The organism is Rhodopirellula europaea 6C (genome assembly GCF_000338295.1).
GTDB lineage: Bacteria > Planctomycetota > Planctomycetia > Pirellulales > Pirellulaceae > Rhodopirellula > Rhodopirellula europaea.
Genome location: NZ_ANMO01000097.1, coordinates 112,382 through 136,705 on the forward strand (window position 1 = coordinate 112,382; position 24,324 = coordinate 136,705).

19 protein-coding genes are annotated in these 24,324 nt (G+C 55.9%); 8 read left to right on the forward strand and 11 right to left on the reverse strand.

Annotated features, from left to right (window positions below):
* Positions 1-31: 31 nt before the first annotated feature.
* The 4 genes from mqnE to ubiE all read right to left on the reverse strand — a co-directional run bounded on the left by mqnE (position 32) and on the right by ubiE (position 3,744).
* The gene (mqnE, locus tag RE6C_RS09035) at positions 32-1,195 is read right to left on the reverse strand and encodes an aminofutalosine synthase MqnE (protein ID WP_008655819.1); all 1,164 of its coding nucleotides are present in this window, start codon (positions 1,193-1,195) and stop codon (positions 32-34) included.
* Positions 1,196-1,272: 77 nt separating this feature from the next.
* On the reverse strand, positions 1,273-2,190 hold the full coding sequence (locus RE6C_RS09040; protein WP_008655820.1) for a UbiA-like polyprenyltransferase: 918 nt from the start codon (positions 2,188-2,190) through the stop codon (positions 1,273-1,275).
* Positions 2,191-2,203: 13 nt separating this feature from the next.
* On the reverse strand, positions 2,204-2,872 hold the full coding sequence (locus tag RE6C_RS09045) for a UbiX family flavin prenyltransferase (protein ID WP_008655823.1): 669 nt from the start codon (positions 2,870-2,872) through the stop codon (positions 2,204-2,206).
* A complete protein-coding gene (gene ubiE, locus RE6C_RS09050; RefSeq protein WP_008655825.1) occupies positions 2,869-3,744 on the reverse strand; it encodes a bifunctional demethylmenaquinone methyltransferase/2-methoxy-6-polyprenyl-1,4-benzoquinol methylase UbiE in 876 nt (291 codons plus the stop codon). The genes RE6C_RS09045 and ubiE overlap by 4 nt, the downstream gene beginning before the upstream one ends.
* Positions 3,745-3,788: 44 nt before the next feature.
* Between ubiE and RE6C_RS09055 the strand changes: the two genes are divergently transcribed.
* Both RE6C_RS09055 and RE6C_RS09060 read left to right on the forward strand, forming a co-directional pair.
* Positions 3,789-4,478, forward strand: a complete 690-nt coding sequence (locus RE6C_RS09055) for an HAD family hydrolase (protein ID WP_008655826.1) — start codon at positions 3,789-3,791, stop codon at positions 4,476-4,478.
* 146 nt (positions 4,479-4,624) lie between these two features.
* Entirely contained in the window at positions 4,625-5,473 is an 849-nt protein-coding gene (locus RE6C_RS09060; RefSeq protein WP_008655828.1) for an OmpA/MotB family protein, read from the forward strand.
* Between the two features lie 59 nt (positions 5,474-5,532).
* Here RE6C_RS09060 and RE6C_RS09065 read toward each other — a convergent pair whose 3' ends face one another.
* The 3 genes from RE6C_RS09065 to RE6C_RS09075 form a co-directional block, all read right to left on the reverse strand.
* Positions 5,533-6,969 (reverse strand): DUF1552 domain-containing protein, encoded by a 1,437-nt coding sequence (locus RE6C_RS09065; protein ID WP_008655829.1) that lies wholly within the window; start codon positions 6,967-6,969, stop codon positions 5,533-5,535.
* A gap of 3 nt (positions 6,970-6,972) precedes the next feature.
* Complete coding sequence (locus tag RE6C_RS09070) at positions 6,973-9,492, reverse strand: DUF1592 domain-containing protein (protein ID WP_008655830.1); 2,520 nt, start codon at positions 9,490-9,492, stop codon at positions 6,973-6,975.
* 140 nt (positions 9,493-9,632) lie between these two features.
* Positions 9,633-10,811, reverse strand: a complete 1,179-nt coding sequence (locus tag RE6C_RS09075) for a retropepsin-like aspartic protease family protein (RefSeq protein ID WP_008655831.1) — start codon at positions 10,809-10,811, stop codon at positions 9,633-9,635.
* A gap of 318 nt (positions 10,812-11,129) precedes the next feature.
* Between RE6C_RS09075 and RE6C_RS09080 the strand changes: the two genes are divergently transcribed.
* The 5 genes from RE6C_RS09080 (at position 11,130) to RE6C_RS30150 (ending at position 16,641) form a co-directional block, all read left to right on the forward strand.
* Entirely contained in the window at positions 11,130-11,378 is a 249-nt protein-coding gene (locus tag RE6C_RS09080) for a DNA gyrase inhibitor YacG (protein WP_008655834.1), read from the forward strand.
* Between the two features lie 256 nt (positions 11,379-11,634).
* Positions 11,635-12,114 carry a transcription elongation factor GreA gene (gene greA / locus RE6C_RS09090; RefSeq protein ID WP_007339475.1) on the forward strand — a complete coding sequence of 160 codons (480 nt, stop codon included), beginning with the start codon at positions 11,635-11,637 and terminating at the stop codon, positions 12,112-12,114.
* Positions 12,111-12,869, forward strand: a complete 759-nt coding sequence (locus RE6C_RS09095; RefSeq protein ID WP_008655838.1) for a hypothetical protein — start codon at positions 12,111-12,113, stop codon at positions 12,867-12,869. Before greA ends, RE6C_RS09095 begins: the two co-directional genes overlap by 4 nt.
* Positions 12,870-13,443: 574 nt before the next feature.
* The gene (locus RE6C_RS09105) at positions 13,444-14,661 is read left to right on the forward strand and encodes a DUF1559 family PulG-like putative transporter (protein ID WP_390175915.1); all 1,218 of its coding nucleotides are present in this window, start codon (positions 13,444-13,446) and stop codon (positions 14,659-14,661) included.
* Positions 14,662-15,942: 1,281 nt separating this feature from the next.
* Complete coding sequence (locus tag RE6C_RS30150) at positions 15,943-16,641, forward strand: PEP-CTERM sorting domain-containing protein (protein ID WP_160167196.1); 699 nt, start codon at positions 15,943-15,945, stop codon at positions 16,639-16,641.
* Between the two features lie 72 nt (positions 16,642-16,713).
* Here the strand turns inward: RE6C_RS30150 and RE6C_RS09115 are convergent, their stop codons facing one another.
* The 3 genes from RE6C_RS09115 to RE6C_RS09125 all read right to left on the reverse strand — a co-directional run bounded on the left by RE6C_RS09115 (position 16,714) and on the right by RE6C_RS09125 (position 20,979).
* Positions 16,714-17,322 carry an NfeD family protein gene (locus tag RE6C_RS09115; protein WP_008655847.1) on the reverse strand — a complete coding sequence of 203 codons (609 nt, stop codon included), beginning with the start codon at positions 17,320-17,322 and terminating at the stop codon, positions 16,714-16,716.
* The gene (locus RE6C_RS09120; protein WP_039961645.1) at positions 17,322-19,586 is read right to left on the reverse strand and encodes an NfeD family protein; all 2,265 of its coding nucleotides are present in this window, start codon (positions 19,584-19,586) and stop codon (positions 17,322-17,324) included. The genes RE6C_RS09115 and RE6C_RS09120 overlap by 1 nt, the downstream gene beginning before the upstream one ends.
* 121 nt (positions 19,587-19,707) lie before the next feature.
* Positions 19,708-20,979 (reverse strand): dicarboxylate/amino acid:cation symporter, encoded by a 1,272-nt coding sequence (locus tag RE6C_RS09125; RefSeq protein WP_008655851.1) that lies wholly within the window; start codon positions 20,977-20,979, stop codon positions 19,708-19,710.
* 193 nt (positions 20,980-21,172) lie between these two features.
* On the opposite strand from RE6C_RS09125, the gene RE6C_RS09130 reads away from it, so the two are divergent.
* Positions 21,173-22,951 (forward strand): MFS transporter, encoded by a 1,779-nt coding sequence (locus RE6C_RS09130; RefSeq protein WP_008655852.1) that lies wholly within the window; start codon positions 21,173-21,175, stop codon positions 22,949-22,951.
* Positions 22,952-22,981: 30 nt separating this feature from the next.
* On the opposite strand, the gene RE6C_RS09135 is transcribed toward RE6C_RS09130, so the two are convergent.
* Positions 22,982-24,136 carry an endonuclease/exonuclease/phosphatase family protein gene (locus tag RE6C_RS09135; protein WP_039961647.1) on the reverse strand — a complete coding sequence of 385 codons (1,155 nt, stop codon included), beginning with the start codon at positions 24,134-24,136 and terminating at the stop codon, positions 22,982-22,984.
* Between the last annotated feature and the right edge of the window lie 188 nt (positions 24,137-24,324).

Sequence of the window (24,324 nt, forward strand, 5' to 3'; positions counted from 1 at the left end):
TATGACAGATGGCACCTATCTCCCGCGTTTCTTAGGCTCCAGCCAGCTGAGCGTCGGCATCGACGCTTTCGCCTGATTGCCAGACCGTGAAGTCGTTTTCGTCGCGAATCACGCGGTTGTAAGTCGTGTCACGCTCGATCGGGTCCCGGCCCGCTTCGCGAATCAGGTCTTTTATCTGGTCCACGGACATGAACTCGGGCGTCTTCGCACCGGCGTCGTGGTAGATCAATTCGTGCCGGACGGTTCCGTCAATGTCATCGGCTCCGTAGGCCAATGCCGTCTGAGCCGTCTCGATGCCCAGCATGATCCAGTAAGCCTTAATGTGCTGGATGTTGTCCAGCATCAAGCGGCTGATCGCCATCGTTCGCAAATCCATCAGCCCCGAGGGCTTTTTCAGATCCGACAGCTTCGTGTTGTCGGGGTGGAAGGCGAGCGGGATGAAGACTTGGAATCCGTTGGTTTTGTCCTGCAATTCACGCAGGCGCATCAGGTGGTCGATTCGGTGGTAGGCCTTTTCGACGTGGCCGTACAGCATCGTGCAGTTCGTTTTCAAACCAATTTGGTGCGCGGTGCGGTGGATTTCTAACCAAGCCGGCGTGTTGGCTTTGTGTTCGCAAAGTTGATCACGAACTTCGGGGTGGAAGATTTCGGCTCCGCCACCCGGCATGCTTCCCAGTCCCGCGGAACGCATGTCGTCCAGCACCCACTCAAACGACTTCTTGGTTTGAAATCGGAACCAGTCGATTTCGACGGCGGTCCAGGCTTTCAGGTGAATCTTCGGGTAGTTCTCTTTCAGCATCGAGATGATGTCGCGATACCACTCGTACTTTCTTTGGTGGTGCAAACCGCCGACGATGTGCATTTCGGTGCACCCGTTGGCCGTTGCCTCCGCACCGCGATGTAGGATTTGCTCATCCGTCATCGCGTATCCATTTTCGTCCCGCAGATCTTTGCGGAACGCACAAAATCGGCATCGGTAAACGCAAACGTTGGTCGGGTTGAGGTGCGTGTTGATGTTGTAGTAGCCAACGTTGCCGTTCTTTCGTTCGCGAACGTAGTTGGCCAGTTCGCCGACCTGTTGGATCGAAACTTCGGGTTCGTAAAGAAACAAACCGTCTTCCATCGACAGGCGTTGTTCAGATTCGACCTTGTCACGAATTTCGCGAAAGCGGGCGTCTCGTTCGTTGGCTTGCATGGTGATGATTCGAAGGGAAAGGCAATGCGAAAAGGACGATTGGTCGGCGTGTTGCGAACCGCACAGGAAATCAACCGCTAAACAAAGCAGTCGATCACGCCGGCGGTCATCAGAATCAGGCTGACGATCGCGTTGGTATGAAAAAAGGCTTGGTTGACGCGAGACAGGTCGCTCGGCGAAACCAATTGATGTTGGTAAATGACCAAAGCGGCAGTTAGCATGACGGCGATGAGGAAGACCAGCCCCAGACCGGAGGATCCTCCCGTCCAGGCCAGCAAACCCAACGCTAAAATCATCGCAACATGTGAGACCGCCGCAACCCGCAGGGCGCCCGAAACGCCGCGGCGAGACGGAACGCTGTGCAGTCCTTCGGCGGCGTCGAACTCGGCGTCCTGGCACGAATAGATGATGTCAAACCCTGCCACCCAAAACGCGACCGCGACGGCCAGCCATCCGGGGACCCAGAAATCGCTGGGGTGCTGAAGCACGACTTCACCGCGAATTGCGGCCCAGACACAGATCGGCGACAGGCTGAGTGCGATGCCCAGCCACAGGTGTGCGGAGGAGGTGAAACGCTTGGCGAGCGAATAACCGCAGAGAAACAACAGCACCGGAACGGATGCAAAAAGCGGTAATCGATTGGGCAGAAACAGCAGCGTCGAGGCGATGAATCCGACTCCGCAAAGTACCGTGAACGCGAGCACGGACGGAGCGGATAGCTTTCCGGCGGGAATGTGGCGAGTAGCGGTACGAGGATTCGCGGCGTCGATTCGTCGATCGACCCAGCGGTTGAATGCCATCGCTGCGCTGCGGGCCAAGACCATGCACAGCAGGATGCCGACGATATCCTGAGCCCTAATCTGCGGGTAGGCTACCGGCGAGGTCTCGGGCAACGGAGTCGCCCAAGCGAGGAAAGCCGCCAGAATCGCGAATGGGAGTGCGAAAATGGTGTGCGAAAAGCGGATCAGGCCGAGCCAGTCATTCAGTTTTGCCATCGTTGTTCCCGCTTCATGCGTCCTTCCATCGTTGGATCAATCCGTTGTCCAAACCGATTTGATCGAGAATCCTTGCGACGACAAAGTCGACCAGGTCTTCGATTCGTTTGACATCGTGATACCAACCCGGCATCGCGGGAAGCAGTACGGCACCGGCAGCAGCCAGACGGTGCATGTTCTCGATTTGCAAAACGCTCATGGGCGTTTCGCGAGGCACGACGACCAGTTTGCGATGTTCCTTCAAATGCACTTCGGCGGCACGTTGGACCAAGTTCGACGCGGCCGAACGAGCGACGCCTGACAGGGTGCTGCCGCTGCAAGGGCACAGCACCATCGCGTCGGTGAGAAACGACCCACTGGCGATCGGTGTCATGTAGTCATCGTGCTGGTGGTAATGCAATCGCTCATCGCCGGTCGGTCCGATCTCGTCGAACTTCGGCGCTGGTTCGCTGGCCCACTGCGGCACGCACGCCAGCAACGCGTTTAGATCCGGCGATCGCAAATTCAGTTGCAGCCCCATTTCCTGTTGCAGAACGGCCGCTCCGCTGGGGCTGATCGTCAGGTGAACCTCCACGTCTGGATCGCGCCGCATGACTTGCAGCAAACGAACCGCGATCGGTGCCCCGGAGGCACCCGTCATCGCCAGCACGATTCGGCGGCGACGTTTGGTTCCGTCGCTCATGTCGCCACCAAGGCTTCGCGTTCGCGGTGAGCCGCCATCTCAGCGTGATCCGTCTTGCCGCCTGGTTTTTCGCCCACATAGATCGTTGCGACACCGAGCGTTAGCGGGCGGAAGGTCACGTGCTGCAATCCGACGTCCCGCATCCGGCCAGCCAAAGCATCACCGCAAGGGAACTTGCCAACCGATTCTGGAAGGTACTCGTAGGCGGACTTGTCGTTGCGAGCCATCCACTGGCCGATGCGAGGCAACACGTGTCGGAAATAGAAGTTGTAGGCTTGTTTCAAAACCGGCAGCGTCGGCTGAGAAAATTCGAGCACCAGGACCTGTCCGCCTGGTTTGCAGACGCGAGCCATCTCGGAGAGGCCTTGATCGGTGTTGGCGATGTTTCGCAACCCGAACGCGACGGTCACGCATTGGAAGGAGTCGTCGTCGAAGGGCATCGCCATCGAGTCCGCTTCCAAGAACGGGATCGTGTGTCGGCCTGATCCGCCCGCTGTGTCGCGAGTCCGTTTGGCTTCTTTGACGCGAGCGATCTCCAGCATCGCGTGGCAGAAATCGCTGCCGATGACTTGGACGTCCGCGCCGGCGGCATCAGCGATCGCGATCGCCAGGTCTCCGGTCCCGCAGCAGAGATCCAAAATCGGATCGTCGCCTTGAATCTTCAGCGTCTGCACCGCTTTGCGTCGCCACCATTTGTCGATGTTCAGTGACAGCAGGTGGTTCATCACGTCGTATCGCGGTGCGATCTGCCGAAACATTTCGCGAACTCGCTCGCCACTTTTGTCCAAGCCCTCGGTCGCTGGCGACGGACGTGTTGCCTCTTTCGCCGAAGCATTGGGCTGGTGGGACGGGTCAACGTTTGGGACACTCATGCGACAACTTAGGAAGACAACAAGAGGGAAGGGGCAGCGGTTACGTGCGAGTGTTGCTATTTGACATCGACGGGACGCTTTTGACGACCGCCGGTGGCGGGAATCGAGCGCTTCGGCAAGCGATTGGAGAGGAATTCGCGGTCGAAAATCCCGATACTGAGATCTCGTTTTCAGGCAGGACTGATCGCAGCCTGATGGTGGAGTTGTTGCAGCGAAACCGGGTTTCGCCGACGGAAAACAATTGTGGCCGATTGCGACGTCGATACGGAGCCCTGTTTGGAGCCGAATTGCGACGAACGGGAGGCACATTGTTGCCCGGCATCGTGCCGTTGTTGCAGGCATTGAACGCAATTCCCAGCCTCGACATTGCTGTAATGACCGGGAATTTTCCGGAGACGGCAACTCAGAAACTGGAACATTTCGAGATCCGTCGGTGGGTTCGCTGGATCATCGGCGGCGATTTGGATGCGCATCGCGACGACATGGCGCGGCGGGCGGCGATGATGGTGGCACGCCGGCACGGCGACGCTCATCAAGAAACGATCGTGATCGGCGACACTCCCGCCGACGTGCTGTGCGGCCGAGCGATCGGTGCAAAAACGCTGGCCGTCTCGACTGGCGAGTTCTCCCGCGAACAATTGGCCCCGGCCGAGCCGACGTTGTTGCTGGATGATTTGTCAGACACGGAACGAGTGATGCGTTTTTTAGTCGATGATGAGCTTTTGGCGGACTGAGGTTCCCGTCGTTGCGTTTCGGGCTGATGTTGCGTTGCTGGCTGATTTCGAGATTTGGCGATTCTTGAGTGAATCCGCTCGATTTTTTGAAAGTCGTTTCGAATCGGTGTTGTGATTGGTTGGTTTCGTTTCGTAACGTCCGTGCCATGAACGTTCTACGTCAACGCTCCGATATGCCTTTCCTCGCGGTCGCACTTTTGTGGACCTGCGTCGCAACGGGCTGCTCGCAAAACCCGTACTTGGCGGGCGGCGGTACTTCCGTGTGGCAACCGCCACCTAGCACCACCGCGGTCAACGGCATCCAGGCCCAGGTGGCCGAGCTGAACCGTCGAGTTCAATTGCTGGACGACAACAATCGCCAGCTCACCACGCAACTCGCACAAAGCGAACAGCAGTCTCAGGTTTATCGCGACGAGTTGAACCTGGTCCGCAAGCAATTGTCGGACACGACTCAGCAATACGAGTCGGCTCGCATCGCGGCCCATGACGCTCAGACTCAAGCACGAAGTTTTCGAGCCTCCGCTCAAATGCGTGGCGGTGCGACGATTCGTGCGAACACGAACTTGAACCAAATGGCCGGCCGTTTGAACTTGGGCGGTTTGAAAGTCGAACAAGACGGCGAAGTTCTGCGGGTCGTGTTGCCAAGCGATCAACTGTTCGCTCAAGGAACCGGCCAACTGCAGCCTTCAGCGGGTGCGATCCTCGATCCGACCGCGGCACAGCTTCGTTCAGTTTTCCCACGTCAACGAATCGGCATCGAAGGCTACACCGACAACGCTCCCATGTATGGCGGAGCCGCCGGCAGTGCTCATCAACTCACATCGGCTCAAACGGGTGCGGTGCTGGATTGGTTGACACGACGAAGCGGCATGCCCGAACAGCAATTGTTTACGGTCGCTCAAGGATCAAACAATCCACGGCAAGACAACACGACGCCCGCCGGTCGCGCCGCGAATCGCCGCATCGAGTTGGTGATCTATCCCGAATCGTTCTGATTTGTGATGAGATTTGGCGGACGACCAAACCGGTGGTCTTTCAGACTGCGGTTGCCCGCCTAGCTCAAGTCGACCTTGCCGTCGCTGGTTCCGAATTGTTCCGCGTCGATTCCCATCGCGTTGAACATTGAGACGTACAAGTTGCACAGCCTGGACTTTTCGGGTGCAACCAGCCGGCGTCCTGTGCGAACGACGCCGCCTCCTCGACCGGCCAGCAACAGTGGCAGATTTTCGATGTCGTGTTTGTTGCCGTCTCGGATGGTCGAGCCGAACATAACCATCGAGTTATCTAGAAGCGTCGAGTCGCCTTCTTTCAATGATCGCATGCGATCAATCAGATAAGCGTACTGCTCGACATGCCAGGTGCCGATGCGCTCGTATTCTGCGATCCGGTCGGGTTCGTTTCGGTGGTGAGAGATCCCATGGAAGGAACTGTTCACGCCATCGATGAACGAGAAGTTTCGGCCGGTTTGAGCGTTGCCCATCATGAAGGTCGCAACGCGAGTTGAGTCGGTCCAAAACGCGAGGACCATGATGTCCATCATCAGTCGAACGTGTTCAATGTGCTGTTCAGGAAGTCCGGGGCCCGGACGCGGCACGTCGATTTTGCCTTCGTTGATCCAGCGTCGTTGGGGCTTCATCGATGCTTCGATGCGCTGCTCCACGCTTCGGACGCTTTGCAGGTACTCGTCCAGTTTCGCGCGGTCTTCGCTGCCGAGTTGCCGAGACAATCCGCGAGCGTCTTCGAGCACAATGTCGAGGACGCTGGTTGTGTCTCGTTGCAGCGATTTCGCGACCTTCGGATCGTGCAGGTTCAATCCCGAGACGGGCGGAGACGCGGCACCGCCACGGAACAGTCGATCAAAGGCGAGCTGCGGAACGATTTCATTGGGCAGCGGCGTGTTTCGGTCTCGCCAAGCGATGTGAGAACCATAGATGCGAGTGAATCCGCCACCCACATTGTCGACGCCGGTGTAAGCCGAGTCGACGCCGAGTTCCAAACTTGGCAGCGGCGTTTGCGAACCGATCTTCGATGCGATGAATTGGTCGGCCGACATGCTGCCGGTGTCCATGTCTCGGCCTGATGTGCGAAGCACGAAACCGCCGGACAAGAACGCGGGCACTTTCGGCCAGTGCCCGTTTCGCATGTTCAGGTTGGGGTGATGCAAGTTTTCCAGCAACACGATTTCGTCGCGAACGTCGGCCAGAGGTTTCAGCATCGGCGTCAGTTCGAATTGGTCGCTGTTTTCGATTTCCGGCGGCGTCCAATTGGTTGGGTTGACTCCATTGGGCATGAACAAAAATGCCGTGCGAACGGGCGGTCGATCGAGCGGTTTGACTTTGCCGTTTGCATCCACGTCCGGTGGCGAATTGTCAGGTGACTCGCCGGCCATCGCATGCAGCCAAGGAAGGCTCAGTCCCACCGCGGAGCCTTGCGATAGTCCACGGAGCAACCGACGTCGTGACAAACTCGCACGTTTGGTTCGAAACAGCATCGTTTAGCCTCGGTTCAGAAATGGAGTGCTTTGAATGATCGCGTGAATCAACTCGCGAGTCCGCAGATCGTTATCCAACATGTGATTTCGAATGGAATCGATCGTGCACGCGTCGGCTTCTTCTAGGCTTCTCGCCAAGGCGAACCCAAGCATGCGCCGGATGTACTCGTCCAGGAAAGCGTCTTGCCGAGCCATCAGGACAGCCCGCAATTCGTCAACGCCGTCGAACGTTTCTCCGCTGGGCAACCGTCCCGAACTGTCGATCATCGGAAGCTTCGCGATTGTTTCGGGAGCTTTTTCAATCTTCTTCTGCCAATCCTCTTCGCTGGCGGGACCGCGTTCATGATCACGCCATCGACCGATCACGTCAAAGTTTTCGAGTGCGAAACCAATAGGATCGATCAAGTCGTGGCAGGCGGCACAGGTTGGGTTTTCTCGGTGCTGTTCCAGTCGTTGGCGAACCGTCTTTTTGCCGTTCTCTTTTTCACCGCCCGGCAGCGACGGGACATCCGGCGGCGGTGCCGGGACTCGAGTTCCAAAGATTGTCTCGAGCACCCACGCCCCTCGAAGCACGGGACTGGTTCGCCGCGAATAACTGGTCAGCATGTGAACGGCACCCAAGCCCAAAGCTCCGGTGCGACGCGACGCTTCGGAATCGTCTGCGATGCGAACGGCAACGAATCGATCTTTGTCGTCTTTCAGTTTCTTCGCAGTGGTTTCCATTCCGTAGTGTTTGGCCAACCGATGGTTGATGACGACCGTGTTGGAATCGATCCAATCCGTCACCGGTCGATTTTCGCGAATCATCCAGGCCATCGTTTGGCCGACTTGTTCGCGAAGATCGATCACGAGCTTGTCGGAGTATGCCGGTTTGAAAAAGTTGGTGTCAGGGATGACCGTGTTTCCAACCGCGGCGGTTCCGAGCCACTGGCTGGCAAACGCATCGGCGAAGCGTTTCGAGCGTGGATCGGCGAGCATCCGGTCGACTTCTTCGCGAAGCGTCTCAGGCTGGCTGAGCTCACCACGCTCGGCAAGTTTCAGCAGTTGCTCGTCGGGGATCGAGTACCAAAGGAAAAACGAAAGCCGCGTCGCGAGTTCCAAATCCGTGATGCGATGAAGGTTTGAGTCATCGGAGTCGGATTCGCTGATGTACAGAAAGTTGGGCGACGTCAGGATCGCTTGCAGGCCCAGTTGCAACGCGGCACGAGAGGTTTCGCCTCGAGCAACCACATGATCGAACAGCACCATCCAGCGAGCGGTCGTGGATTGGTCGATTGGTCGCCGCCAAGCACGTCGAGCGAAGCGAGCCAAGATTACCTCAGCATCTTCGCGAGAAACCGGATGAGTCAGCGCGTCATCATCGGATGCGAGCCCCAGGATCTTCGTGGTCGCGACCAAGCGTTTTTTCAACGAGTCACGACCGTATTCTTCGAACCCGCGATGGAACTTTGGCCTGAGTTGGTCGATTGGGGCTTCCGAGTTCTTCCAAGCGAACTCGCGAACAACGTCGGACATCTTTTGTCGGTCGCGTTCGATCTGTTGCCCTTTGCGGTATTCAATTCGAGGCAATTGAAACAGCCGAGCATGAGTGATTGTTGGCAAGTCTTGATCGGCTGAATCGCTTGCAGTGGAATCGAATTGGACCGCAATGTGGTGCTGTCCTTTCGGGAGCGACAACGTCATCCAGTGATGATCGTTCTCTCGGTGGTTCTCTTTCAACGTCGCCGCGACGATGCCGTCCACACGCACTTGGACTCGTGAGTTGTCCGGGACGTTTCGCGGCAGCCGAATGGAAAGGCCGTATGTTTCATCGGTGCTGCAAAGCATCGTGTGCGTTGCGATGGGTGCTTCGCCGTCCGGTTGAAACTCAATCAGCCGCGGCGTGAGTACGATCGCCTCGTCGATGACTTGGGACGCGACTTCTAGATAGCGTTCCATTAACAAAGGCGGCATGAACAAGGTTTCACCGTTGTTGTTGAATCCTTCGCCGCCTCCACCATCGGCAGGAAACGTTTCGACGAAATCAAAGTTCAGTCCGGTCAGGTCATTGATCGCATGTGTGTATTGATCGCGATTGAATCGTCGTGGCACGGGGCGTCCTGCGAACTCGCCACCGTCGCAGGCGGTGGCCTTCAAGTGGTCTTCAATCCATTGGCTGAGCCGCAATCGTTCCGTTTCAGTTGGCTGGTCCGCATCCGCGGGAGGCATCGTGCGGTTATGCAATTGCTCCGCCGCGCTCGACCAAACTTCGCGGCGTAGTTGAATCTCATCCATCGTCATGGATTTGAGAAAACCGACTGGATCCTCGTCGTCATCTGGCGAATGGCAATCGCCACAGTACTCGACCAGCATCGGGCGGATGTCATCTTCAAAGAACGACATCGACTCCGGCTTTGGGATCTTGGCGGTGTCAGTTTTGTCTGGTTCCTCGCCATGGCACGCGGCTTGTTCTGCAAGCGGGGCAAGCAAGAGCGATGACGCGAGGAGAACTGCGTGCAACGAGATGGGGAGCCTGGTTGGCATGATCGCTCGGCGGGGAAAGCAATCGCGAGCGATTCGCGGGTGCTTTCAAAGGTGGGGCGAGATGGGCGGGGAAGCCTGCGGTGGGGATCTGATTGTCGCCGCTGGGGAATGCCGATGCAAGTTTTGCAAGATCGGGAGGACTAAGGCGACGTTTCGACTCGCAGCATGCTGAGGCTTTTCTGTGCGGCATCGATTTCGAATTTAAATTCACCGAGATAGCTCATCCCAAGCATCGGATCGGCTCGCGTGGCGATGGGCTCCAGGACCGCACACGAGACGTCTTTGGCTTCGAACTGGCCGACTCGAACGGAATCCAGTTCCACTCGTTTGGCAGAGATTTCATCACCGTTGGCCATCACCAAACGCAGAAGCGGTGCGTCGGTCGGTATTTCGACTTTGAGTTCCTTGGCTGCTTCGGCGGTCAATGTCACCAGCGTCGCACCGCTGTCGACGATCATGCGAATGGGTTGGTTGTTGACGCTGGCGGTCACATAAAGCGAACCGTTGCGTTCGATTTCCAACGGGATCGATTCAGAGAAAACTTCTTGCTCGATTTTTGCAAGCCGTAGTTCGATCGTCTGCAAAATGTCTTCGGCGGAGATGGATGCGGGAACGCTCTGGTTCGCGTTCATGACTTGGACCGCGATTTTGACTTTGGGATCTTCCAGCGTTTTCGCGAGCACCGTCCGCAACGCGTCCAGGTCTTGGCGGATTTGGAAAACGGATTCCGCATAGTCTGCTTGTTTGGAATTGAGCGAGGATCGTTGCTCGTTGGCGCGTTCTTGTGTCTTGGTTCGTTGCGATCGAAGTTGGCTGACGCGAGTTCGGTTGGCGTTGATCAACGCGACGATTCGATTGTTTGACCCAACGTCGTTTCCCGCGACGCGTGCCAATTGCAGATTCAGTTCAGCGTCTTGGTTTTCCGAGGCTCGGATTTGGTCGTTGATCTGCTGGACCTGGCCCAGCACCGCGTCGAATTCTTTTTGTTGCAGAACCAATTCGCGTCGCTGTTTGATCAAAGCGGTCATCGCCCGAGCGATCTCGGCCGATTCATTCGCGATCAATGACTTGCCGCTGCGGCGCAGCCCGGCTTCGTTCAGGATTTTTTCCGCCTTGGCTTCGACACTGGCCGAGTAACGAGTTACTCGCGGCGTGTCGGCGGTTTGGTCTTCGGTCTCGTTGGCTTCCTGGCTAGGAGTTTCCTGACTCGGTGCTTCCTGGGCCGGCGATGGGGCTGTGCCGAGCATCGCTAGAAAAACGGCACAGGCCAATGTCGCCCATGCCGACGGTTGGCCATGCCAAATCTCAATTGAGTTCAACGCATGTGCCGATTGGCGGGGGCGGTTGCTCGTTTGGAGGCGGCGATGGCATTCGGATTGCATCGGGCGAGCTTGACGAAAGGACGTGGGAAAGCCAGTTTGATTGACAGCGGCGTTGCGGGCGAACGATTGACTCGATCGAATCCTGTCTGCAGCAAACAAGTGCAGCGAAATTCGCGTGTCAAAGTCTCGATCGCATGCGACCAGGACGATTGTAGCAAGCCCTCCTGCGGGAGGAGGCTTTTTCCACCGCGAGATTACTGAGTGCGTCGCAGAAATGGCGCTGCTTGACCAACTGAACCGACCGAGGAGCCTTGCATGGAACCGCCCGTCAAAATCAATTGCCCAACATGCGGCCGCCGTTTTCTATCGGATGAGACGCCGGCGATGCCGTTTTGTTCCAAGCGATGTCAGTTGGTCGATCTGGGACGCTGGATGAATGAGGAGATTGGATTGCCGCATGAAGGTGACCCTGGTGATGCGCCGGTCGAGTACTTGGATGATCGTGATCTGACGCAGCCAAGTCCCGAGCGACAGAATGAGAGCTTTCATCGATTCAGCGACTAGCGGTAAGAAAGTGGCTTGCGGTCGGTGGCTTGGTTTGCGACCGGTGCGGATCGCCCCGGCGGATCGTTGCTTTTGAATCGATTGAAATGAATGTTTGGTCGGCTTTGGAACGGAGCCCACCATCGCCGGTCGATTCGGTCCTGGGACTGGACTTTTCAATCTGACTGGTCGACAATTGCGGTTTGCGAACGAACCTTTCCCTCGGGGAAGGTTTCTTTTTTTATGTCTCCAGCCAAACACATGTAGGATCGCGACAATGGTTGAATCGGTACCAATGACCCGAGAGGGCTACAACAAGATCAAGGCCGAGATCAATCGCATGGAAAACGAAGAGATGCCCATGATCGTCCAAAAGATCGCGGAAGCTCGTGAAGAAGGTGACTTGAAAGAGAACGCGGAATATCACGCTCAGCGTGAGAACCAAGGCATGTTGATGGCGAAGATCAACGAGCTGCGCGACAAGATCGCTCGTGCGTCGATCATCGATGTGTCGTCGTTGCCCAAGGATGAAGTTGTGTTTGGCTGCACGGTGACGGTGGAAGACGTTGCCTATGGCGACGAAGAACAATTCACTTTGGTTGGCGCCGGCGATGAAGATTACGACAGCGGCAAGATTCTAGTCACCAGTCCGTTTGGTCAGGGCTTGGTTGGCAAGAAAGTCGGCGAGACGGCTGAAGTCGACGTGCCAGCAGGTAAGTTGAAGTTCAAAATCCTGAAGATCGAATTCAATCTGTGAGCTCGGCCAACGATGAAAACGAACCAGCACCGGAGTTGACCGGAGCTGGTGCCGATCCCGATTCGACGTCCGCCGGCGACTCGAAACCAGAGAGTAGCACTCCGGAGCAACAAGAGCCTGGGTGCATGCCCATCGTGGTTGCTTGCACGTTGCTCATGGGAATCGTGTCATTTGTGTTTTGTGGCGTCACCACGTGGGTGTTGTTTCAAAAACGCACGGAAGTCGCGATCCGTACGTTGGTTGGCTACGTCGACGTGATTGAACAGAGCCTCTTGCCACCGGACGAGAAGAAGTCGGTCATCGCTCAGTTGGAATCGACGATCAAGGAAATGCGAGCGGATGACTACCCGCAGGAAAAAGCGTCGGCGGTGATGCAGCGTTTGGTGCGTTTACCAATCCCGCAGTACGGCGAGCTGGACGTGATCGACTCGTTCGTCAAAGAAAATTTTGATGACGAAGAACGCGACGATGCGCTGAAACAGATTTCTAGGTTGCGGCGTGCGATTGAGCTTGGCAAGGCAACGGTGATCGACGTCAACGACGTGTTGTTGCCAACGACGCAAGTCGATACCACTCATCCGCTCGGCCGTGTGCTGAAGCAACCGCTTGCGGCCGAAAATATTCGCGAAGTGGTCCAGCGAGCCAAGTTGATCGGTGATCGTGAGAAGCTGGCTGACCAGACGTTCCAACGCAAGCCAATTGATGAGATCTTGAAACGAGAGCTCACCGCCGCGGTGGATCAGGGCGGCTTCTGAGCCCTCTCGTTCGCTGTGAGATTCCATCGCGATTCACGTTCAAATCGGAAGTAGGGCTGCCGACGCTCGCTTCGCGATTTGCTCTCGCTCGACACTCTGCCTGCCTGAGCATCGTCGCGATGTCTAATTTTCCGCGACGCAGGCAATAGTAGCCATTGACGATCCGCCAAAATGTCCAGCTCGAGATTGCTTGCAAACAAGATCGACAAATGGCGATTTCCTGTCGTTTTCCGCCATCAATCTTCGTTCAAACACCACAGTTTCTGCGCCGCTTTGTTGTTGCCGTAGCAGTCGTTTTGAGAACGCCTCGCATTTGGGGGGCAGTGGATCTCCGGCGATTTGTTGACCGATTGCCGTTCGATCTGCCAGAAAGGCACTCACGTCACCTGCGTACGACCGTAAACTTCCGCCAGTCCGCACGAGATGGTGCATTAATCCCCCACTCGAGCGATGGGAAGGGGGTTCTGAGTTGCAATTCCCGTCGTGGCTTGGAATAATGGTGTCGCTAGCGATCGAACAGACCGGCGACTGCCGGATCGCGTCGTCTCTTATCTCTTCGCCTATGGACACCGCCATGAAAACCAAACCATCCGGTTTCACTCTCGTTGAATTGCTGGTGGTGATCACCATCATCGGCATTCTGATGGGCCTGCTAATCCCCGCTGTAAACTCAGCCCGCGAAACAGCCCGTCGCAACCAATGCAGCACACAGATCAAAAACCTGTCCTTGGCGGCGATCCAGTACGAAAACGCCAAAGGCGAACTTCCCGGCTACGTGCAGAGTTTCGGTCGGTTTGCGGGTGGAGGTGACCCATCGGATCCAGGTAACACCAGTACTACGTCTCACATGAAGATTGGAACTTGGGCAGTTGCACTGCTGCCTTGGCTCGATGCACAGCCAACTTATGAGCACTGGACAGAGGATCGATATCCAATCCAGCACTCTGGTGCATCCGGTGCTGAACATGAAGCGACGGGGTCTGTTGCAGGTGGTGGTGAGGGTTTTCATACTCTCGCCGCCCCAAATTTGGCAATTATGCAATGTCCCAGCAATCCTGTCGCGCAAGGCTCAAATGGGGTCAATAGCTACATTGCCAACACAGGGCTTTGTCATTCGACGGGGTCTTCGGATTTTCAGGCTGCTGTCGGCTTCCTTGAATCTCAAGACCGTGCAAACGGAGTCTTCAATTGCAAATATAACGTGATCAGGTCTGGAATGTCTCCACCCAGGCATTCAGGTGAGGGACCAAAAGTTCGCCTTGATGACTTCAAAGATGGAGCGGGAAATACGTTGCTTTTCTCGGAGAATGTACAGGCGTTACCTTGGTTCATGCCTGGTTTGGTGAATGCAAGCGACCTCACCGTAGCTTCAGGTGAGACTGATGTCGTATTCAGCCAGTTTGACGCTCGGTATATTCATGGCATGGTTTGGCACTACGCCGATCCTGACAGCGGCAATGTATCGTTCCCTTGGAATAGACTAGGTACTGGGGCGCCCGTTCCGCCGACCGCCGTTAATTCGTTAATCAAGATTAACGGCGGTGGGACAACTGTCTCCGAAGAAATCTTCAACTTACAGTTAGGTGCGTCAAATGCTACCTCGCTTGCTCCCTTGCTCGCTCGGCCTTCGTCCGCTCATACAGATGGCGTGAATGCCGCAATGGCTGATGGCGGAACTCGCTTTATCCCGGATAATATCGACTATAGGGTTTATCAGGCGTTGTTAACGCCTAGGGGAAAAAGTAGCGATGTTCCTTGGCCTGAATTCGTTAACAACACTGAATCTCTATAAGAGAGCGTAGGGTTGTATATTCGAGGGTAGACGGCGGCCGATGGCCGCCGTTTCTTGCGACCTGGGAAGGGCTGTGGTGCCTTGGCAGCCGTTTAGAACTCAACCGGAAACAAGTGTTTGCTGAAAAACGGGCAACCGCGACGCTTTAGGCTTTTCGGCGGAATGGAGTGCGTGATGACTGATGCCGAATGAAAACGATGCCCGGGCGACTTAACTGCTTGCCAATGGGAGATCATGTGCGAATCGATTCTGCCTTTTCGCACGAGTCGCAATGGCGGTCGCCCTCCAGGAGGTGGCTCGCGTGAAGTGCTTAATACAATCTTCTGACAATGCCGTGGCGGATGTAAGTTGGGTATAATTTCTTACAATCTTCTTGCCTAGAGTACCGTGTTCGACCGCTTCCCCAAGTGGCATGGCGATGGAGCGTTTAGAAATATCAACGATTGAATTGTCAGCGATGTACGCGTGCTCTGATCGCCGAGCGAAGAAATGGAGCCCAGAGCGGCCAGCGTGTTAAGGCGAGCGAGCGAAGTGAAAGCCGTAGAGACGTTGGCGGCAAGAATACCAAGGATCGAAAGCGAAACATCGCGGTCGGTACGTTTGGATTGCTGCTTGCCGCCTTGGTGACGATCGATTCAGTAGACGATGCCTAGGCCGCTCGTTCGGCGATTTAGCAGTTTTCGCAATCGCGGCAACCACGCTTGCAAATCGATTGGGCCGATTCAAAGTACGACAATCACGCTTTGATTGCTTGGCTTGGTCCACAACGAATAATTGCAAGTTATTCGGCACCCAAAGCAGCCAAAGGATTTGTGTTGCTTCCCAAACGTTGGGGCGTCCAACGAACTTTCAGTCGGTTCGGACGTTGGTGGCGACTACTAAAAGCGAACGGAATTGGGTGAGGCAGTGGTGCATGTTGCATCGACTGGGAGGATGCTCAAAAGACTCGCACGTACCGGTGACCAATTCCCGCTAATACATAGACTTGCGGCCTGGGCGAGTTACCAGATAGGTTCTTAAGGCGAAAACGACCAGTCCAGTATGTTGTTAAATAAAAAATATTGCACGTTCCAGCGTTAAAGTAGCGTTGCTTGAGCGAGCACTGCGGCAGATTGCGTGCCCGACGGAATAGGATTAGACAAATTTTTCGCAATTCGCGGCTTTGTTACCCCTCCCCCTCTGGCAGTGGTTACAATCGACGGTTTCCGAGTGCCGAGATTATTGCTCTGCTTTCGGTCGGTACTCCTTTTGTGTTAGCCTGGAGAAGATGGGATGAGATGGTTGAATAAAGCGACGGGGGGATGCTTGTTGCTCCTTGTGTTTACTAGCGGAGAACTCCAGGCAGCTTTGGTTACTTCAGCAGGTGCTATTAGCAGTCCAACAACCTTTGATTTTGATGGGTATTCAGGACCGTTTGTATCAATCGCCTCTGCGCAACCAATCAATATCGTAAATGGCTTAGGTGATAATATTTCGCTGTCAGCAAGTGATTCTTTCCCGCAATTGGGTACTGTGCCTGACCCACCTGGAGCGTATGGACTTGGCGATAATAATGAATGGGACGCTGGGCGCGGTGGTTTCGTGGCTCTTAATTCGGATTCAGCTACCGTAAGATTTGATTTCCTTGACGGACCTGTCAGTGGTGTTGGAGGTCTTGTAAATTATGACACCACGTCGAATACAGATTTCGTCATTACGGCTTTAGATATAAATGACTCCGTGTTGGAATCCTATATTATTTCGGATATTGATACCAACGGCGCCCCAAACACGGGGGAATTTCGGGGAATCGTTCTGGCAGGTCAACAAATTTCAGCGTTCACAATCACTGGCAGATTTGGTGTTCTGGACGACTTGACTTTCGGACCTAGCCAGGCGTCAGCCGTGCCTGAGCCTTCTTCGCTTGCTATTTTGGCAGTCGGTGCTTGCGCAACTGTCGGAAGATGGCGTAAGCGAAGTCGGCGAAAAACAGTGTCCTGAGTTGTTTTTTGAGAACGTTAGCGTTCCGATTGGCCAATACGATAGCTAGTAGTTTTCGCCGTAGGTCTGAGTTCAATACTCAAGATTATCCAGGTTGACTTCGTCAAGGGTTTTGGCGGAGTCAAGGCTTTTGGACGGAGTGCTTGGTTCTGTTGATGTGGTGGGGGGATGAGTTTGGCTTTCTTCCGAGCTTGCTAGTCGCACCTGCAGTTTGCCGGATTGGACTCGGACGACTTTGATTGGATCTCCGCTGTCAATTGGCATTCCGGTGCTTACAGCGTCGACTTTGTGGCCGTCGACAATGATCCTGCCGGCTGGTAATAGGTTCGATGCTGCGACTCCGTAGCGGCCGACCAAGTCAGTCAGTGGTGTACCGTCGGGGGCTGTTGCTGTTGGCGTGGTGCTTTTCGATTCGCTTGAGCGCCGGTTCAGAATTTCTTTGCCAATCGTTGTTTGGGGCCAGAGTCGCAGGACGATGCTGAGTAGGATTGGCGTCAGTACCAGCAGGGCCAAAATCACTGCCAGGGCGAAGTTCAGGCTGACGGTGAATGCGATCAGCACAGCTGTGATTGCCGCGGCGACGGCGAACAGCCCGAGCAAACCCGCGCTCGGGACCAGGATTTCGGCGATGGCCAGCGTAAAGAAGATCACCAGCAGGCCGATCGTATACAGAACCGGCATCAATCCACCGCCTCGACGGTGATTCGGTTTCCAAGGACTTGGATCACGCGAATGGATTGGCCGGCGTCAATCGCGGTGGCGTCGCTGACAACTGGCACAATTCTCTCGCCGAATCGAGCCTTGCCGCTCGGACGCAGTGGCGTGGTCGCTTCGCCAGTTTGTCCCATCAGATCGTCGTAGTGGGCCAAGCGTTCAGATTCATCCAGGTTCGCCTCGGGCACACCCATCGAAAGTCCCGTGGCGAGGGCGGCTTGAGGCAGATACATCCGGACCAGAATCATGCCAAGAACGCATCCGCCGAGCCCACCCAGTGCGACCCAGAGGCCTCGCGTGAGTTCACCGAGCTGGTAGGCGTTCTGTGGAATCACAAACGTTTGGCTCATCAGCATCACGCCGATCGCTGTCAAAATCAGGCCGCCGACTCCGAAGACTCCGAATCCGGGCAGCACAAAAATCTCGATGCCGATGCAGGCTAACCCCAGTCCAAACGCGAGAAGTTCAGCCCATTCGGCGGTCCCCGCGAGGTATTTGATCCAAAAAAAGAACGCGAAACAGACCAGAGAAATGAAGCCGGGAAGGCCTAGTCCGGGGGCGCTCGCTTCGATTGACAGCATCATGAAGCCGATCACAAGCAGCGACATGGCGAGACCGGTTTGGCCTCCGAGTCGTTCGACCCAACGGACGATTCCACGGTCGGATAGTTCCGGCGGAACCTCGTTCAAACCCACTGACGCGGCGGCTACCTGGAGCGATTCGGAAGTTGCCTCGGCCAGCCCAAGTTCGATTGCTTGAGAAGCGTTCAGTCCAGACCCGAGTTCGATCTTTTCCATCCGCTGCCAATCGCTAGATTCGTCTTCGTTTGTCTCTTGGCGAATCTGTTCAGACGTGGCGTATCGGACACGTCCTGATCGACGGTGGACGTATCGATGCACGGAAAGGGAAGGATCCAGCATTCCGCGAATCAGTGCGGCGCTGCGGCCGGTCGATTCCGCGATCATGTCAATCAATTCTGATTGTCGTTGCACATCTTCAGGCGACATCGCATCTGCACCACTGCCGCCGATCGTCGCTTCGGGCGACATCAGCAGGGGTTGGCAGGCCAGAGCGATCAAAGCCGCGTCGCCGCGGGCTTCACCAGTCACCCAGCCACCGACGGCCTGGATCGCGATGCCGGGATCAGCCAATGTTGCGGCGAGCGATGCGCTGCGATTTAGATTGCCGCCGGGAGAATCGATGGCCACCAGCCATGTGTTCACGTCCGGTGAATCGATCGAAGCCGCCAAGTTGCTCTGCCACCTGCGGACTCGAGATCCGGTGATGTTGCCAGTGACTCGGACCAATCGTCCAACCGCTTGATCGATCGAGCGTGGGTCGTCACTTTGCAATTCATTCAGTTCCAGCCAGTCTGAAACGGTTCCCTCCGAATCAACGACTGCTGCAGCGGCACGGATCTGCCGAAGTTGGTTCGCGTCTAACACGAGCGGTTCACCGGCGTTCGCCAAGGTGGTTTCGGACACAACTCGTCCATCGGATCGGGCAGCCAGCAGCGAGTCGCCTGACAGGAAGCTCGATTCGCCATCGATCAAGTTGACGTTTGCGACTTCCTGGCTGGAGTCGACCAAGCCATCGACCAGCTCAGTAGGGATCAAGGCTCGTCGTCGAGCGATGGACTGGTACAGGACACCGATCGTGTCATCCAGCTGAGGCTCGAAACGGCCGGCGTCGCCGATTGAACCTGCGGATGAAACCAAAATCGTTTCGGAGGCGAGCGGCAGTAGCACGTCATGACCGCTGACCGCTCCATCGACCCAGGCGACGACTCGGACACGTTTGAGGTCAGCACTGGAAACAGCACGCGCGATCTTGAGAGCGTCCTCGAACGTGGTTGCTCGAGTGAAGGAGGTTCCGTCGCTCTCGTTTGCCGGTTGATTCTCAGACGGTCTGCCGGTGTCGGTTCGTTCGTTGGCGCCGGACTCTCGCAGTCGCATGACCACTGTGGTTCGGCCGCTATCGGAAGCGTCACCTCGTTTGGACGTGACGGCGATTTGAGACAGCCGGGCCAAAATGCGATCAACATCGCGAGCGGTTAACGGCGACGGAACATCGATCAGTACACCGGTGTCAGGCGTCGCGGTTGTTTGCGCCCATCCCGGTCGGACGCAAAGTATGCAGAGGAATGCGACCACCAAGCACCAAAGCGATCGCCCCCAGCCGGGGACCACACTGTGCCGGAAACCAACTAAGACGAACCATTGACCGCTCATGCCAAGATTATACGGCGGATGGAAGGCAAAAGACCATGACCGGCCAGAATCGCCCGCGAATATAAAGGTCGCGTGAAGCTTGAGTTTCGGACGGAGGGTAGACGCAAAGTCGCAGCGGATTCTACGTCGTCGTTGTGGGTTCGGTTTCGGGAATGGTTGTCCCCACAACCGCCGCGCCGACGCTGTCACCGAGCACATTGACCGCGGTTCGGAAGCGATCGAGCAGCCAGTCAACGGCCAGGATCAGTCCCAGGTACTCCAGTGGCAATCCGACCGCTCCCAGGACAATCAGCATCGTGACCAGCCCGGCTTCTGGGATGCCCGCTGCCCCGATCGCAGCCAACGTTGCCGTGACCGCGACGATCAATTGATCCGATAACGTGAGGTCAAACCCGATGGCTTGCGCGATGAAGATTGCCGCGGCGGCTTCGTACAAAGCAGTGCCGTCCATGTTGATCGTCGCTCCCAGTGGAATCACGAACTCGGTCGAGCGTTTGGAGACTCCAGCCGATTCGGCGCATTCCAATGTGACTGGCAAAGTCGCAGACGAGCTGGCCGTTGAGAACGCGGTCAGCAACGCTTGGCTCATTGCCCCCATGTAGTGATAGGGATTCTTTTTGGTCACGACGTAGTAAATCAGCGGAAGGACCACAAAGCCATGGATCGCGAGCCCGATGATGACGGCGGCGAAGTACCAGCTGATTTGGCTGATCTCCTCGTAGAAGCGGCCCTCCGCTTGGGCCTTGCCAAATCGGGCGGCCACCAAACAAAAGATCCCGATCGGTGCGACTTTCATCAGAGCCATGACGAATCGCAGGAGGAGATCATTCGCTTCCGTGACCAGGGTCGCGATCGAGCGAACGCGATCCATCATGGTTGTCATCAAAGCTCCGATTGCGATCGTGAAGACGATGATTGGCAACAACTGTGTGTCCGCTGCGGCAGCGAACAAGTTGTCGGTGATCAGCATCAATGCCAAGTTCTCTAGCACCACACCCATGCCCGGTGCTTCGGTTTGCCCGTTGGGAAGTTCGGCTCCCTGGGCGAACTTTTCCAGAACCGCGGGATCAACCGTTCCGTCACCCGGTCGAATGACGTTTACCACGATCAATCCGATGATGACGGCCAAGACGGTTGTGCAGAGGTAGTACCCCACCGCGGCCGCGCCTGGTCGCCCCAATTGCCGGACGTCGCCAAGCCCCAGCACGCCGCACATCACCGATGTGAAGACCAGCGGAACGACGATCATTTTCAACGCACGTAGAAAAAGCTCGCCGCCGATTTCAAAGTGAACCGCGATTTCCGGGACGCTCAGTGCAACCGCGATCGCCGCCACAATCGCACCCGCAATCCAATACGTCAGTGACTGATTGTGCTTGGGTGAATCCGTCATGCTTGTTCCCTGGGAGCGTTCATCACGCGGGCTTGTCTCTTCACAGCGACACAAAATAGCGGTTTCTTTCCGACCTCGCACGGCATCCGCGAGGAGTGCGACCTAAGTTTTGGATGGAATGGTTCGTCCCCCACCCTCATGTAATTCATTTGGCCATCGGCCACGCCTCAGCCCAACCAACGAGTAGCTTCGGATGCACTCCTCAAAACGACGTAACACTCGACGTGCAGCAGTCGGTAGCGTTTTGTTCTCGGCCGGTCTCTTTTGCGGGACTCTCATCGCCGTTCCCAAGCTTCACCGTGCTTTGTCAACGGAGCAAACTCCGGTCGAAATGACTTGTGCCGAACTGGTCCAATATGGAATCGGTGAATCCTCGGTCGTTCGATTGACAGACGCGACCATCGCGGAGCCATCGGAAGAAATGGAGTTCGCGATGTTGGAACCAGATTCCAGCAGTACGGCTCCGTTGCCCGTCGGAACGGGAATGCGGGCTTGGATGTCAGGCGACAAGGTCGCGATGGCAAAAGCAACGATTGCGAAAACTCTGAAGCATCCTCGTTCGCGGAAGCTGATCGATCAGATGGTTCGTGGCGAAGTCATTCCGCGAGACTTCGTTGGTGCTTCGATGCCACAACCATTGAAGTTGTCACCGGGCCGAGACATTGCAGCGTTGGCTTTGGAAGAAGTGAAGTCGACCGGCACGCTGACTGCATTCGTCACCGAAGACCCTACCTCCAAGTGGATTGCAACGTCGGCTGAGTACATCGGCCTCGAACTACCAGAGCCGTTTGTGAAGTCAGCCGAAATGGATCAGTACTCGTTGCATCCCATTTCTCAAACCGAAACAAAGTCCAACGCTGGACTTTGGGTAGGCGGTTCCGCCTTGGCGATGACGCTGGGATGGTTGCTGTGCAGTTCAGCTGGATGGGGACTTTGGATTTTGTTCTGTCCCATTGCCGCCATTGTCGGATTGTTCGGACTTCCTTTGCGATCCGGTCGTGGCAACCGAGTCACGTGGGTGTTGGCATTCTTCGTAGGTGTGATCAGCTTGGTCGCCGCCTACGGTTTGGCCTTCGTACTCGGAGGACTCGGACAGGCTCAATCAATGTGGGCTTGGCAAGCCGCCGGATTCATTGCCGCTTGCGGCGGAACAGCCTTGTTGCTGGGGATCCGTGGCAGCGTGAAAACGAAGCGAAGCATGGTGCTGTCACCTGGGTCGCTGGACGATTTGATCGTGCCGGAGAAAGGGCGTTCAAAACGGGCAAAGCCATCGAAGAAACAAAAGCGTGCTAAGAAGACCAAGGGTATGGAAGTCGATGCGGACCAGTATGCAACCACGGGAGTTCAACAGGACAAGCTTCAAGAAACGCTGACCAAGAATGCTAGCTACTCAAGAAAATACTTGGACCCACGTCTGAGCGTGCCAGCAAATGCACAACCGTCTCCCGAAGCGATGGAGCACAACGTACTTTGGCAAAAGGCTGACTTCGAAGAACCATTGTTGGTGGAAATCGGTCGCGGAGATGCAGCTTGCCATGCGACGATCCAAGTCGGATGCCAGAATCTTATTCTGGGTATGACTGATGAGCTCGACGGGAAGGTCCGTCTGCGAATGATCAGCATTCTCGAAGATGGACACTGTCTGATCAGCGTGGACGATTCCTATCAAGACCTTCGAGAGTCGGGGGCGAACGAACACGCAACTTTGTCGGTTCACGAATCCGTGACCGCACCGAAGTTGCTGGCGAAACATCTGGAAAAAGCAGCTGATATGGCTGAGCAGCGCAGCACCGGTTTGGTGACGTTGGACACGAGCGAATGGCGGGACGTGGTGCTGCTCACGGAACGGCTCATCAAGTCCGTTCTACACGACGAAGGACATCAGAAATGGGACATTTACGACATGTCCTATGGGCGGTTCGCTTATCCGATCCAACCTGTTCGGATGTTCGAGGAAGCTGCTCCCGTCTGAGTTCGTCGATTTTGACGGACTTAGTAGAAGCTATTGAGGTGGAATTTCGTAGACTCCAAACTCCGCCCAAACCGGCATGTGGTCGCTGACCTTCAGTGCTTGCTCTTCCGTGATTCTCAATGCCGATTTGAGATCCAGCACGCCGGCTCGGCCCGTGAATTCTCGCGTCGTTGCGGCGTCGATCAGTAAGTGATCGTAGGTCTTCGTTTGCAGTGTGTTGGTTGGTTTGTCGCCAACCAATGATGTCACGTTAGGAATGCGTCCCATCTCGAGCAACCACCGCGTATCGACATTTAAGTCACCCATCAGGATGAAGTCTTCTTCTCCAGTGTTTTGGTATTCATACATCCGGACGCTGTGAAAGACATCGTCCAAAACGTTCATCTCATTTTCTGCTGTGTCACCCACGCGTGAACCGACTTCGTCAGGGTCCGTGTGCGCATTCAGCAAAGTGAACCGGAATGGTTTGCGAGTCGCTGTCGGTGTGACGCGAGTTTGGAAGCTGGCGACCATCGGTGCGCGGTGCATTCGATCGAGGTCGTCATTGACCAAGTAGTCTGACTCGGGGATCAGGTCGATGCGATCCGTGTCCCAGATGTATCCGTATCGTTCGGTTTGAGACGTCCTGCCCTGGGGTGCACTCACGGTGGCATCGTAGCGACCGCCGAGACTGGCGATTTCGTCTAGCAAGCCGTTCATCGGAAGTGCAGGATCGCCTTTGATCTCTTGAATCGCAACGACATCGAATAACAAGCAGACTTGAGCGAGTTGACGCATCACATCCGGTTTTTCTGATTTGCTCTTTCCAAAGACTTGGATGTTGAACGTCGCGATGCGAATCGATGCGTCACTTTTTTGGCCACGACCGCTGACAGGAGTGACCAAGCTGACCGGGGCAATTTGGCCGATCGGTGCTTTTCCGGCATGACCTCGGGACGCCATTTGCTCGGGAGTCAAAGATGCAACCAGTGGATCTTCGTAGACCGGTTCCTCGCTGCCTCGCAGCGAATCGAGGCTTGGCAAATTGACCTGTCCGGTCAGCGCAGCGATGACTAGGGCGACAACACCGGTGACCGAGATACCCGGCGTGAACCAGCGCAGCAAAGAAACGCTGGATCGACGAGATCGCCGCCGCGAATTGGACCTATTGCCCCAGATCAACTTCCATAACAGTTTGATCACCACGGCCTCCTTGCCGCGTGTATCACAAGCTCACTGGCGGTCGCCGAGAATCCTTCTCGTTGCGTTGCAGTAGCTCTCGTTAGTCACTTCTTCTGTTTCACGAAATGGCGACGTCGACGACTTTCTTGGCGAGCGAGTCAACGGATCGATCGGTCACAGAACCTGCCTGGGCGATAGCCAATCCCTTTCAA